The sequence below is a fragment of the Pseudomonas sp. DSV-1 genome (genome assembly GCF_035830915.1).
Classification (GTDB): Bacteria; Pseudomonadota; Gammaproteobacteria; order Pseudomonadales; family Pseudomonadaceae; genus Aquipseudomonas.
This window is the reverse complement of the sequence record NZ_JAYMYG010000002.1, coordinates 155621-168264: the sequence shown is the minus strand read 5'-3', so window position 1 is coordinate 168264 and position 12644 is coordinate 155621. Positions and strand designations below refer to the sequence as shown.

13 protein-coding genes are annotated in these 12644 nt (G+C 52.0%); 6 read left to right on the top strand and 7 right to left on the bottom strand.

Features of this window, described 5'->3' with window-relative positions:
* The 4 genes from VSQ83_RS25220 (at position 1) to VSQ83_RS25205 (ending at position 3870) form a co-directional block, all read left to right on the top strand.
* Positions 1-456 carry a hypothetical protein gene (locus VSQ83_RS25220; protein ID WP_077750517.1) on the top strand — a complete coding sequence of 152 codons (456 nt, stop codon included), beginning with the start codon at positions 1-3 and terminating at the stop codon, positions 454-456.
* A 437-nt stretch (positions 457-893) separates the two neighbouring features.
* Positions 894-2381, top strand: coding sequence for a SulP family inorganic anion transporter (locus VSQ83_RS25215; protein WP_077750518.1), 1488 nt, complete (start codon positions 894-896; stop codon positions 2379-2381).
* 11 nt (positions 2382-2392) lie between these two features.
* Positions 2393-3244 carry a universal stress protein gene (locus tag VSQ83_RS25210; RefSeq protein WP_077750519.1) on the top strand — a complete coding sequence of 284 codons (852 nt, stop codon included), beginning with the start codon at positions 2393-2395 and terminating at the stop codon, positions 3242-3244.
* A gap of 92 nt (positions 3245-3336) precedes the next feature.
* Positions 3337-3870, top strand: a complete 534-nt coding sequence (locus VSQ83_RS25205; RefSeq protein ID WP_077750520.1) for an NUDIX domain-containing protein — start codon at positions 3337-3339, stop codon at positions 3868-3870.
* Positions 3871-5668: 1798 nt separating this feature from the next.
* On the opposite strand, the gene VSQ83_RS25200 is transcribed toward VSQ83_RS25205, so the two are convergent.
* Positions 5669-5830 carry a hypothetical protein gene (locus VSQ83_RS25200; protein WP_326427848.1) on the bottom strand — a complete coding sequence of 54 codons (162 nt, stop codon included), beginning with the start codon at positions 5828-5830 and terminating at the stop codon, positions 5669-5671.
* 206 nt (positions 5831-6036) lie between these two features.
* On the opposite strand from VSQ83_RS25200, the gene VSQ83_RS25195 reads away from it, so the two are divergent.
* Positions 6037-7173: a hypothetical protein gene (locus VSQ83_RS25195; protein ID WP_169873070.1), complete on the top strand. Its 1137-nt coding sequence runs from the start codon at positions 6037-6039 to the stop codon at positions 7171-7173.
* A 176-nt stretch (positions 7174-7349) separates the two neighbouring features.
* Here VSQ83_RS25195 and VSQ83_RS25190 read toward each other — a convergent pair whose 3' ends face one another.
* From VSQ83_RS25190 to VSQ83_RS25165, 6 genes are all read right to left on the bottom strand, one after another.
* Entirely contained in the window at positions 7350-7619 is a 270-nt protein-coding gene (locus tag VSQ83_RS25190) for a hypothetical protein (RefSeq protein WP_169873069.1), read from the bottom strand.
* 197 nt (positions 7620-7816) lie between these two features.
* On the bottom strand, positions 7817-8203 hold the full coding sequence (locus VSQ83_RS25185) for a hypothetical protein (RefSeq protein ID WP_169873068.1): 387 nt from the start codon (positions 8201-8203) through the stop codon (positions 7817-7819).
* Between the two features lie 40 nt (positions 8204-8243).
* Complete coding sequence (locus VSQ83_RS25180) at positions 8244-8600, bottom strand: hypothetical protein (RefSeq protein ID WP_169873067.1); 357 nt, start codon at positions 8598-8600, stop codon at positions 8244-8246.
* Positions 8601-8707: 107 nt separating this feature from the next.
* Complete coding sequence (locus VSQ83_RS25175; RefSeq protein ID WP_326427847.1) at positions 8708-9997, bottom strand: type II toxin-antitoxin system HipA family toxin; 1290 nt, start codon at positions 9995-9997, stop codon at positions 8708-8710.
* Positions 9987-10235 carry a helix-turn-helix domain-containing protein gene (locus VSQ83_RS25170; RefSeq protein ID WP_169873065.1) on the bottom strand — a complete coding sequence of 83 codons (249 nt, stop codon included), beginning with the start codon at positions 10233-10235 and terminating at the stop codon, positions 9987-9989. Before VSQ83_RS25170 ends, VSQ83_RS25175 begins: the two co-directional genes overlap by 11 nt.
* 571 nt (positions 10236-10806) lie before the next feature.
* Positions 10807-11664, bottom strand: a complete 858-nt coding sequence (locus VSQ83_RS25165; protein WP_326427846.1) for a hypothetical protein — start codon at positions 11662-11664, stop codon at positions 10807-10809.
* A gap of 355 nt (positions 11665-12019) precedes the next feature.
* Between VSQ83_RS25165 and VSQ83_RS25160 the strand changes: the two genes are divergently transcribed.
* Positions 12020-12643: a hypothetical protein gene (locus VSQ83_RS25160; RefSeq protein WP_326427845.1), complete on the top strand. Its 624-nt coding sequence runs from the start codon at positions 12020-12022 to the stop codon at positions 12641-12643.
* The last annotated feature ends 1 nt before the right edge of the window (position 12644 follow it).

Here is a 12644-nt window from a genome sequence, read left to right as displayed (position 1 = left end):
ATGGGAAATGACCAGACAAGGCGTGCAATCGAGTTGGCTATCTCAAGGATTACCAAGGGGCGTCCCAAGCAGGTTCAGCTGAGTCGTAAGCTAAGTATCGCCTCCGTCGCCGAAGAGGCAGGCATAAGCAATGCGACGATACACAACCGGTATCCAGACCTTGCAGAGTTAATTCGTCAAAAGACCAACAAGGAGTCGCGAGAAAAGCTCGTCAAGAAGGAGAAAGCCCTTCAGGGGGCAGATCTGCTGATTAAGGAGTTGCGTGACATACTGGCTGAGCGAGATGCAGATCTGAAGAGGATAGCCATCGTGAATCTGCGGCTTTGTACAGAGAAGAAAGCACTTCAGGAGCAAAACGCTCTGCTGGCCAAGGAGAACAAGCAATTGGAAGGTGTAAACCGTGATCTGCTATTTAAGATCAACAGTCCTAGAAGTCAGGTGAAGTCGATTCGATGAATGCCTAGACGGATCGTAACCGTCTGGCCAACTCACTTCTCAGCGCACAGGTCAGCTCGAACAAGAACGAATGGAGGGCAAAGCCTTGCCCGCAGGTATACCCATTGAATAAGCCAGTATCTGACGTAACTCATGTGGAGCTTGGCAGCGGGTCGCAATCGACGATGGCTTCATTGTATACTTCTGCTCCGCATACCCCTTGAGATACAGGAACATCAGCATGACTGTACTCCAAACGATCTACTGGCAGCCTACGCCGCCTTAGCGCTACGCCCCCCCGCAACACTCTGCTTCCGCTAGCCTCGCTCGCGGGTGCGTACTGCTGTACGCCTGGTTTTATACCTTAAGCACACAGCAAAAAATCCTCAAAATTTGAATTTGTATCGATTCGCTCGCCTTCCTTTGGCGTGCGCGATGCTTTGCCTTGGATATTTTCTATGCTGCAAAAACTTAGACAAACGTGGTTTTCCAACGTCCGTGGCGACGTGCTCGCGGGGCTGGTGGTCGCACTCGCGCTGATCCCGGAAGCCATCGCCTTTTCCATCATCGCCGGGGTAGATCCCAAAGTCGGTCTCTACGCCTCCTTCTGTATCTGTGCTGTCATCGCCTTTGTCGGCGGACGCCCCGGAATGATCTCGGCGGCGACAGGCGCCATGGCACTGCTGATGGTTACGCTGGTAAAAGAGCATGGACTCCAGTACCTGCTGGCCGCGACTCTACTATGTGGCGTACTTCAAATCCTTGCCGGCTACCTGAAGCTTGGCTCGTTGATGCGCTTTGTTTCACGCTCGGTAGTCACCGGCTTCGTAAACGCATTGGCGATTCTGATTTTTATGGCGCAATTGCCTGAGCTGACCAATGTCACCTGGCATGTCTATGCCATGACCGCTGCGGGCTTGGGAATCATCTACCTGTTTCCGTATGTGCCGAAAATCGGCAAGCTGATTCCCTCTCCATTGGTGTGCATTCTGACGCTGACGGCCATCGCCATTTACCTCGGTTTGGATATCCGCACCGTCGGTGACATGGGCCAACTGCCTGATACGCTCCCGATCTTCCTCTGGCCTGAAGTTCCGCTGAATTTTGAAACCCTGCGCATCATTTTCCCGTACTCGGCTGCGTTGGCAGTAGTGGGTCTACTCGAATCAATGATGACCGCGACCATCGTCGACGACCTTACCGATACCACCAGCAACAAGAACCGCGAGTGCAAAGGCCAGGGTGTGGCCAACATCGCTGCCGGCATGCTTGGCGGCATGGCAGGTTGCGCCATGATCGGCCAGTCGATCATCAACGTGAAATCTGGTGGCCGCACCCGTCTCTCGACATTGTGTGCCGGCGTTTTCCTGCTGCTGATGGTGGTATTTCTTGGCGAATGGCTCTCCAAAATCCCTATGGCGGCACTCGTGGCTGTGATGATCATGGTATCCATCGGCACCTTTAGCTGGGATTCTTTGCGTAATCTGAAAGAGCATCCGCTGTCGACCAACCTCGTCATGGTGGCGACCGTCGTTGTCGTCGTGGCCACTCACAACCTGGCCTACGGCGTACTGGTAGGTGTGCTGCTGGCCTCCCTGTTCTTCGCAAACAAGGTCGGGCACTACCTAGATATCAAGAGCACTCTGGAAGAGACGGAATCGCATCGGACTTACCACGTCGTGGGCCAGGTGTTCTTTAGCTCTGCGGACAAGTTCACTGAAGTTTTTGACTTCAAGGAAGCGCTCAACAAGGTCACCATCGATCTCACACAGGCGCATTTCTGGGATATCACCGCCGTCGCAGCCCTGGATAAGGTCGTGATCAAGTTCCGCCGCGAAGGCGCTGAGGTTGAAGTGCTCGGTCTCAATGAAGCCAGCGCAACAATCGTTGACCGCTTCGGTGTGCATGACAAACCCGGTGCCATCGACAAGCTCATGAGCCACTAAGGAGAACGACAATGACCCACGTAATGGCATGCATTGATAACTCACAATCCTCATTGGCGGTCTGCGATTACGCAGCATGGGCCTCGCAACGACTCAGCGCTCCCCTGACCTTGCTTCATGTGCTGGATAAGGAAAAATATCCTGCATCCGCTGACCTCAGCGGCAATATCGGCCTCGGTAGCAGAGAACATCTACTGGAAGAGTTGGCCACGCTGGATGCGCAGCGTGCAAAACTGGCCTTGGAACATGGACAGCACATGCTTGAAAAAGCTCGCGAGCGAACAGTCATCTCTGGCGCCATGTCACCTGATCTGAAGCAGCGCCATGGACATCTAGTCGAGAGCCTGAGCGATCTCCAAAACGATATTCGATTACTGGTGATCGGAAGAGTCGGAGAGGACAGCACGCGCAGTGCCCAAAGTCTTGGCAGCCAGATTGAAGCGGTAGTCCGAACTATCCACCGCCCCATCCTGATTACAACCAGCCATTTCAGGAAACCTGAAACGGTCATGGTGGCATTTGACGGCAGCGCTACAGGCCACAAGACCGTACAGATGCTTGCTTCAAGCCCGCTGTGCGAAGGCCTGCCAATTCATATCGTCATGGTTGGTACGGACTCTGAAGAAAATCAGAATGAGCTAGAGAAAGCACGAACCACACTCGCCAGTTCTGGCCCGCTAGTGCATGCCGAGATCCGCCCAGGCGAAGTAGAGTCGGTACTTCATGCGTATCAGGCAGAGCACTGCATTGACCTCTTGGTCATGGGGGCGTACGGGCACTCACGCATCAGGCAGTTTCTGGTGGGCAGCACGACCACGACGATGCTGCGAACATCCACTTTACCCGTATTGCTGCTTCGCTGAACCAGTTCCACTGGCCACAGTATTTCCAGAGCTGCGGAAATACCGTGGCCACCCTGGACGATGACTAACTGATCTTGCCGTAACGAGACCACATGCAACTCATAACTGAAATTGTTCACCCCGAGCTGAAATCCAAACAGGGCAGAGTATTCCGTCGACACGCAGCACGCGGCATCGTGATGCGGGATGAACAGATCCTGTTGCTGTTCACGGAGCGCTATAACGATTTCAGCTTTCCTGGAGGCGGCCTTGATGGTGACGAAGACATTGTCGCAGGCCTGAAGCGTGAGCTTGAGGAAGAGACTGGTGCTCGTCAAATACAGGTGCTCCAGCACTACGGTTACATCGAGGAGTACCGGCCCTACTGGAAACCAGAATATGACCTGATGCACATGACCTCGCATTTTTATCTATGCGAAATCGCTCCCCAGCTAGCGCCCGTGAGAATGGAAAGCCACGAAATCGCGAATGGTATGCGGCCTGTGTGGATCAACCTGCATGAAGCCATCGTGCACAATGAGGCCGTTATGCAGCGTCACGAGTCTTCGATGGGGCAATCAATTCTGCGCGAAACCTACATGCTGAGAAAAGTCGCTTCCGAATTGTTGATGCCAATCAGCCTTTGAGCTGACTATTTGGCGAAGTCCACTTAGCGGTCTCAGGCAAGCATCCAATGCTGCGGGAGTTATTGCGTGATTGCGCTCGCCCGCTGTGTCGGCACCTAACCACCGTGCGGTCTATGAGTATCAGAATGAATAATTTTTATTCTGAAACGTGAACGTCCTGTAACAGAAAAACAGTTACCTGCCGTTTCGCGCAATATTTATTGGGGATAGAGGGGTGTAACAATAAATATGATTACCTTTTTCACGGAAAATTCCACAGGCTGTCGCAGTTATTACCGACAGAACCTAGGGCAGTCGCATTAATTTCCATCAGCAGTCGGAGGTATTATGAAAATCTGGAGCGCCGATTGGGGCCTTCGCCAGTCAGATGTCGCATCTATTTCAGAAACCGACACTGTGGGAGATGAAACCGCGTAAACCCAAGAGACAAATCGTTCGATATTCACGCCAGCCGCTACAGCTACGGCCCTGCAGTGGATGGAGCCGCGCAAGCCCAAGAGATAGATCCCCTGATATTCACACCAGCCGCTGCTGCAGAATCCCTGCAGTAGGTGGCACTGCGTATACCCAAGAGACAGATCGCCCGATATTCGCGCCAGCCGCTACAGAAGCAGCCCTGCAGGAGATGAAACCTCGTAAAACCAAGAGATAGATCGCACGATATTCGCGCCAGCCGCTACAGCAGCAGCCCTGCAGGAGGTGGCACTGCGTATACCCAAGAGACAGATCGCCCGATATTCGCGCCAGCCGCTACAGCAGCAGCCCTGCGGGAGATGAAACCTCGTAAAACCAAGAGATAGATCGCTCGATATTCGCGCCAGCCGCTACAGCAGCAGCCCTGCGGGAGATGAAACCTCGTAAAACCAAGAGATAGATCGCTCGATATTCGCGCCAGCCGCTACAGCAGCAGACCTGCGGGAGATGAAACCTCGTAAAACCAAGAGATAGATCGCTCGATATTCGCGCCAGCCGCTACAGCAGCAGCCCTGCAGGAGATGAAACCTCTTAAAACCAAGAGATAGATCGCTCGATATTCGCGCCAGCCGCTACAGCAGCAGCCCTGCAGGAGATGAAACCTCTTAAAACCAAGAGATAGATCGCTCGATATTCGCGCCAGCCGCTACAGCAGCAGCCCTGCAGGAGATGAAACCTCTTAAAACCAAGAGATAGATCGCTCGATATTCGCGCCAGCCGCTACAGCAGCAGCCCTGCAGGAGATGAAACCTCTTAAAACCAAGAGATAGATCGCTCGATATTCACGGCTGCAGCTGCTGCAGGGGCCCTGCGAGGATCAAACCCCGCAAACCCCAGAGACAAAACTCGCGATATTCAGTGCATGAACTAGGTGAGCCTGACCCAAGAGGCTTTACGCTCAATCTTGGCTTTTCACTTGCGCCACCGAGGCATGACGGCGCCAAGAGATGAAAACGGCAATAACCAAGAGATAGATCGCGACATATTCAAAAGTGTTCAGAATTCAACCAGTCGAAACCCACATATCCACAGGTAAAAGTGGGATGCCAAGAGATAAAAAGCCCCTTAATAGACCATGACCGAGAGATAGATCCGGCGATAATCGGTGGAGGGCACGCAACCATGACGTATTTTTCTAAAAAGCCGAGAGATAAATCAGCTGATATTCAGAACGTAAAAGAGACAAACCCCTGTTAAACCGAGAGATAAACCCAGCGATAACAAGGAGATAAATCACTTCTTATTCGGGTCCAGCCCCAATGAAGACTGGGGTTTTAAGAATCTCCCTTCTCTTCTTTTCTCCTTCTCCTTCAATTCTTTCATCTCACTGAAGCACACCAGCCTGGTCGCTGCTGCTGTCGAGATCATCGAGGTTGAAAGCCAGTTTGATTAGTTCGGAGTTTTGGGTCGCTGCGATCAGGGCGAGATCGCCAAAAACATCACAAACCGGCCAACAAATGAACCACAGGCGGAAAGTTTTTTTCAAGCAGGGTCTTTCGGCTATAACGCACGGCCCGCTGGGGGTTGAGGGCTATACGACGTATGGAGTCGCTCAGGAAAGCATGAATAACGCCTGATTCATCTCTTGATTAAACGCCGTTTTATCTCTTACCCCTGTTGCGAGCCTGCGCCAGGGACGTCTATCGTTCGCTTCAATTGCTACGAGCCATCCTCCCCCAAAGGAGTTACCGGATGTCGAATCCCTCTGTTGTCACGGAAGAGAAAATCAAACTCTTCGGTAAAGAAGGCGCTTTCACGCCTAAACCGACACCTCCGGTAAACCGTCCAACTGAAGCTCTGCGGCTGTTCCAAGGTTTCTTGTGTAACAGTGATCTGGAGCGCAATGGTCTGGGGAATGTGATTGCCTTGTGGGAGCAGATCCCCAAGTACAGCGGCGAGCACCTGAATACCAAAGACGGCACGGTTCCTAACGATCACGTTATTGATTTCAACATTGGTGACCAAGCAGCACGCATCACACTTTTCCCTGGCACCTACTACCCGAACCGGAAAAACTCCAAGCCGCAACGTCGGTATCCTGGTGTTAAAGAGCAAGCCGTTGAACAAGCCATCATTCACCATGCATGTCTTCAGGCCGAAACGCACTCGGTCAAGGGCGAAGTTGCTTACTACGTGAAGTTCTCCATCAGTGGCCTAGCCCGTACGCTGAAGGCGATGGGTAGCACCCTGAGCAACACGCAGATTCGCGAAGCGTTAGAGGTCTTGTCCAGCAGCATCATGACAATCGGTTCAGGCGAAAACCTGCTCAAAGACAACCGCGACCCCATCTTGCCCGGTTTTGAGCGCAACAAAGATGAGCTTGAGGTCTCGAATGGGGATGATGTGTGGAGGGTTAAACTCCATCCACTGATCGCTCACGCGATCCTAAACGTCACCTATCGTCAATTTCCAATGGGGATCATTAAGAACTACACCCCACCTGGTGCATACCTGATCAGGTACATGCACTACATTGCCCCCAACATTTCCACATCGACGCCATTCTCGTTCAGGTTGTGTGAGATGAAGCGTCTCACTGCAGGACTGAACCATGTGCGAATAGCGGGGAGCATGGCTGCGCTGACCAAAGAATTGAACAAAATGAAAGTCGATGGATTGCTTGAGGATTATGACATCGAGGAGATTTTTCCAGTTCGTCGACCACGTGGGCGCCCCACTCCAATTGACTTTGAAGTGACCTTGTATCCGGGCAAGGAATGGATCAAAAACGTAAAAGCCGCTTCTACGCGGGTTTCTGTGACTGAGCAATCTCTCGGATTGCGCAGGAGTGAGCGCGGCCAAAGGCAATTAACTTTGCCAAACTTCTGAAAATCCAAATGCCCGAGATCTATGATCTCGTCCCTTTTGCATTTGGATCGTACGATCCGCGCAGTGCGCTTTTAGATCATTGCTCTTTCTTTCACGCTGATTGCTCTACCCCGCCACCAAGGCGCTAGGAAGCAACGCTTCCCCTAGGTTGCACTAATGCACCTGGCACCTGGCACCTACCGTTTGGGTTCATCGCCAGTCTTGCGAAGTCTTCGGACTAGATCTTCGATCTGCTCTCGCATGTAACCCATATTGGTTTGAGCAGCGATCAGCTCTGTCTCCAGCTGAACATTGCGCCAGCGAATTTTCTGGTAGATGTCGACCACACGCACGACACTGGAGCGCTCAGGTTCATCGAAGCGTGATGCGACGTCTATTCGATTCTCCAGCCGATCCAAAATATCCGCAGGAATTTCAAACTCGTCATCAGATGTAAACCAAGACACGGCAAATGCCCCTACAGCTGTATAAAAACACAGCATGAGGAATTATGTTGTGCTTGCCAAGCCTATGGCATGGACATGCTGATTAACGGTTTTGCCATTGGTGGCAACTGGACGCTGGATTAGCTGGGGCTCGCCATCAGGCTCAACTCAGGCAGCAGAGAGCATGGCCTGATGTGTTCCATGGCTATTTCAGGGTATTACTGCTCGATTCCACGGTACTCCGCGTACCAGTTCCACCAGCGCTGCAGCATTAACAGCGCTTCGGGGTCTACAGGTTGGCTAGCTTCGGGGGTTTGCCCAGCTGTTGCTGTAAAATCCTGCTCGTTGTCGTCAGCAACCCGCCAATGAGTCACCCCTCCAATTCCCATCTGCATTCCCTGATGCCACCAGTTCGCGCCGCTGAGATGGAACCGACAGATGAACATATCGCCACCATACGCCGGGCTGTACACCACATAGCGCAGGTGGGAGCGGAAGTCATTCCAAGGCAGCGCATCGGTACAAGCCACCCACACCGGCCCCAATGCCAATACCAGCTCACCTGGGTTGATCTGCGCCATGTAGCGAAGGTCAGGCTTGCTCATCTGATCCCCGATAACTGAATCACCCTCGACTGCCATACCATCACGATTTATTCCGAATGCGAGACAGCAAATTGTACTTTCGCTTCTTACTTGAAGCAGTGAGACATCGACTTGTTGACGTCCTCAGCACGCGGGGTACCTCGCCATGAGTCTCTTGGTGCTCGAACGACTCTCTGTGGCCACGATTGAAGCCTTTGCGGTACCAAGACTTACCTACCTGCTCAAACGCCTCCAAAAGCTTCGCACGCAGCTCCACACGCTTTTTGGCGTTGTAATCCGGACTAAGCTCACCTCCGGTCAGCAACGCTTCGATGTCCTTAAGTGTTTTGTTGATAGAGGCGCCTGCTTTTGATCCACCATCATCAAACTCAATCTTACCGTCGTTCTTTTTGCCCACTCAGGGTTACCTCTACTCATCAGATTCAAGATTTAGCGTACGTATACGCACTAGGCCCAACGCGGAGCTGGGCTTGAGATGTAAGGGTCATGGCAGGAACAGCATAGTCACATGCCAGGGCCTTTCATGGTTGGAGCTGGTTTCTTATTCTCACCTAGGTCAACTGTGAGGGTCCGCTTATCCGACAGGAGACTGAGCGTCACACCTGCATTCCATGCTTCGCACATCTTGGCGCCAACAAGCTCAAATTGAGGGTTGTCCTCAATGTACTCAATCATTTCTTTACGAGCATCACTCACTCCGTCAGCGATCTCCTGCATCGTTCTCTCTACGACTCGTTCGGACATACCGCACATAACACGGCCATACTGTGAAAGCCTTTTGTGCTTCGGAAATGCCTTACTGCCTTCCATGAGCATCGCCATCATGTCCTGAGGCTTGTAGGGAGTAGTCGTCACGATGTCGTACGCTGGCGCCAACTTGATTATCGCGTCATCACCAGTGTGGTCGTATATGAGGGAGGCATTTTTTCCGTGAAAATCACCTCCTTTAACCGCTGCCGACAGCGCAACGTTTTTGAAGAACTGCAGCAGCGATTCTTGGATTAGTGGCGGGTCAACCAATTGCTTAATCTGGCGAGCGCAGCCCTCATAACTACCATCGTATTTACGGTTTGAGGACCAACCCGACAGGACACAAAAATCTTCCATGCCCAAGTAGCCTTCATCACTAACATCGAAGCGCTCTACGATTAGAAACTTACCGCCATCGCTCAGCTGCACATTCGGGATGTTCAACCCAGAGAGTTCCGCTGCCCTCATGCAAAAGAATTCATTCGCTGCCAGCTCAGGATAATCCTCTTCACGCCATGCCTTGATAATGTGCGTGGTGCCTTTGCGGGTTATCCGCTCAAAGTCATCCGCTGCTTCATCACGGACCAGAACTTTAGGTTGAACCCCACTTATGCCGCTGAAGATTGCATACCGTGAAAGAAGATCCTCAAATAGCCCCTGAGCACCATCATAGACCAGCAATTCGTTGATCGAGGTCCCTGGCACAGCCGCCTCTGACTCTCCCCCAACAACTACGCGCCCCAACTGGTGGGGGCCAACGATACCGAGCAGATCAAGGTCATCAAAGCCACGAATGACCTTGGAAAACATTTGCTGCAGTCTGGTCTTAAGCATCCCCTCTGGCAGGTGCATGTCGAACGGAGGATGCAATCCATACTCCCAGACGTAATCGTCTCGGCGCAGAGGCATCGTCAGTGATACGGCTTGGCTGTCCTCAGCAGAGTTGCGATACCTGAAAGAGGTACCTTGTTTGGCAGTATCCGCTCGGGACAACTCTCCAACCGAGACCCCACGCACAGAGACATTTAAAGCTTTATTGGTCATGTAAATTGCTCACCTTTAAATCGTCGAGCGTTGGACGTCGGCGCATTGGCACTGCCGCTAAGGTATGCCCAAGAAGGTTCAAAATGGCTTCCACCTTTCGTATTCCGATCTCGGCAATCGTGTTGTTCTCGATGCTTGAAATCGTCGAACGGCTCATGCCCAACTGGCCTGCCAGTTCCGCCTGACTAAGGCCCTTCTCTTTGCGAAGGTTTTTGATAGTGCTGCCGATTGCTTCCATGTTGCACCGTATAGAATGCATTTATGGTCATAGACTAGCATATGCATCGGATACAGTGCATTTTTAGGCATTATAAGAGGTGAGCTGCTGTATGCGAAGGGCGGTACGCCGCATTGCATTGGCCGTTTTGCGGAAGGCGTGAGTGTGATTCGATTGTGAAAGCCACACCCTGGTAAGACCCAAGCCCGAAGCATGGCGGGCTTGTTGATCCAGCGAAGCGTCCTGTCACTGCCTAATGGTGCGCTGGGGCCTTCCATTCGCTGGCTTCATCGGCGATTTCATCGCCTGCCCCACGCGGGTATTCACCTCGTGTCTGCCTCCAGCAAAGGTAGCTCAGGTAGTTATCATTACGCTCTCCTATCTGGTGCCAAGAATTCATCCAGCAATCTTGGGAATACGCGTTCCACGAGAAGAAAATGGCGAGATCGCCCCAATGCTTGATCTCTGGGTGTAGGGTTCTCAGCTGTTCAAGCTCGACCCGAGTGTCGGCGTCGTAGTCGCCGTTAGCTGTTTCAGCTGCCGTGTTATTCACGAACGTTGATGCTTCAAAACGGAATGGCAGTCGAATTTCCTATGTGAGCACAAAGATTTTCTGTAGCTCGTTTATGACAGCCTGCATTGCGAGCGCGTAGACGTCTGGATGCTGTTTATCGAACGGTGGGAGATGCTCGGTTTCTACCCATTGACCTCGAATATCACCCTTAGCGAGCCAAGCGTTTTTACCCGTCTGTGCCTGCGTCCAAGCGTGAGCGCTGATGCCCCTTGCCGCTATTTGCTTACTCGTGATGAAGCCTTGTTTACGCAACAGAGCAACCACGATCAACGCTGATTCTTTCCACGGTGTCAGCTTTATCGGCGAAGGGACACCTGCTGGAAGGTTGGTTGCGAGTATAGGTACCCGGCATCTTTCACTAGGGTTCCAATCGAACAGAAACGGCTCTGCGCAATGAACGCGGTTACGGTTCTCAGTGGCCACCAATTGATGTTCCAACTGAAAGGTGAATTCGTCACCCCTAACTGTTCTGCTAATGCGCGGCTGTATGACCCTCACACCCTGCCGCTCCAGCATCTTCGCGATACCTGCACTTGCATCTGTAATTCTACTGACGATTACGAGCCGATGGTCTGGGCCTGGGCGCTCGTAATAATCGTTTCCGTGCCAAGGCAGTATTTGATCTGCCACTTTAGCGTTAAGCGCTATCTTAGCCTCCACGCCGATCTGGCGGCCATCCTGGTGCACTGCCAACACGTCGAAACCAGCAGCCTCTGGGTAGCAGATCCAACCATCTAAGTTGTTGAACTCACGAATGAAGATGTCGCAGAGTTCTGACTCTTTCTTAATATTTTCCAGCACGTCCTTGCGCGCACTCTCAATGTTGCGCACTTGAATACTGCGATTTTTCTGTTCTTGCTTGAGAATGGTCGCCATCGTGAATTTCCCTATGTTGAGCCAAGCTCAGCCTCTAAATCATCGAGCTTGGCTGCAGTAGACACGTCTGGCTCCGAGTCCGGGGCTATAGAAAGCCTCACAGCGATGTAAGCCAGAGCCTTGATCCGAGCTGATCGAGGTCACCCCACTTTGTCGAAGATACATGGCGCCTCCAACTTGTTTGGGTGATCCGCAATAGGAACCGATACGGTCTCATCCTTCAGTATGAACCTCACCCAAAGCCTTGGGTTTAAAGCAATCTTGAAAAGCTAGGCACCCAATGGCTACGCCTACACATGACTAAAATTATCACGTACAGTATTACGATACATTTTTTTTGGTGCAGAGCGCATTCATGAGCCAGTCCAATTACCCCTTCGACACCTTCAGGCGGTTTTCAGAGGTGCTCGAATTCAGAGCCGGTCAAATGGGCGCAAAAGCGTTTTCGTTGGGTAGTGAAATCGTTAACGCCGCAGCGGCTGTGGATGAGGCTGGTCCGTTGACCTGGGCGTTAGCAATTCACGCTGATGCATTGGCTCGGCTTGGAGGACTGTCACCCCATGGGGCGAACATGTTGCCCTTCACCATGGTGGAAGATGACAGCTCTCCTTACGGCAATCTTTGTGTAATGCAGAGTGGGTCAATCAATGCCAGTAAGGGTATGGCTCTGCTTGATTCAGCTCTGGAACACTGTATCTGCGTCGGTATGAAAGACCTCGGATACACGCCAGAAGAATGGCTAGCGCTACCAAGTCATCAACAAGTCATTCCTATTGAACCCTATCTAGAAAACCTCCAAACGCAGTGGGTAACCGAGGCACTAGAGTCGAATGACCGAGTGCAACTCGTGATAAATCTGCCGAATCTCTACACAAAAACCTTGCTTCAACAAACCATGCTTGATCAAAGAATGGGGACCGTTGAGCAACCTGAAAAACCACAAATTAGCAGGGCCGTTTCTTTCGGCTCTATGCGATAAG

Coding starts and splice junctions, on each gene's coding strand:
- VSQ83_RS25170 (WP_169873065.1), bottom strand. CDS start 10,235: ATGGAAGCAATCGGCAGCACTATCAAAAACCTTCGCAAAGAGAAGGGC.
- VSQ83_RS25195 (WP_169873070.1), top strand. CDS start 6,037: ATGTCGAATCCCTCTGTTGTCACGGAAGAGAAAATCAAACTCTTCGGT.
- VSQ83_RS25215 (WP_077750518.1), top strand. CDS start 894: ATGCTGCAAAAACTTAGACAAACGTGGTTTTCCAACGTCCGTGGCGAC.
- VSQ83_RS25220 (WP_077750517.1), top strand. CDS start 1: ATGGGAAATGACCAGACAAGGCGTGCAATCGAGTTGGCTATCTCAAGG.
- VSQ83_RS25160 (WP_326427845.1), top strand. CDS start 12,020: ATGAGCCAGTCCAATTACCCCTTCGACACCTTCAGGCGGTTTTCAGAG.
- VSQ83_RS25185 (WP_169873068.1), bottom strand. CDS start 8,203: ATGAGCAAGCCTGACCTTCGCTACATGGCGCAGATCAACCCAGGTGAG.
- VSQ83_RS25165 (WP_326427846.1), bottom strand. CDS start 11,664: ATGGCGACCATTCTCAAGCAAGAACAGAAAAATCGCAGTATTCAAGTG.
- VSQ83_RS25175 (WP_326427847.1), bottom strand. CDS start 9,997: ATGACCAATAAAGCTTTAAATGTCTCTGTGCGTGGGGTCTCGGTTGGA.
- VSQ83_RS25205 (WP_077750520.1), top strand. CDS start 3,337: ATGCAACTCATAACTGAAATTGTTCACCCCGAGCTGAAATCCAAACAG.
- VSQ83_RS25210 (WP_077750519.1), top strand. CDS start 2,393: ATGACCCACGTAATGGCATGCATTGATAACTCACAATCCTCATTGGCG.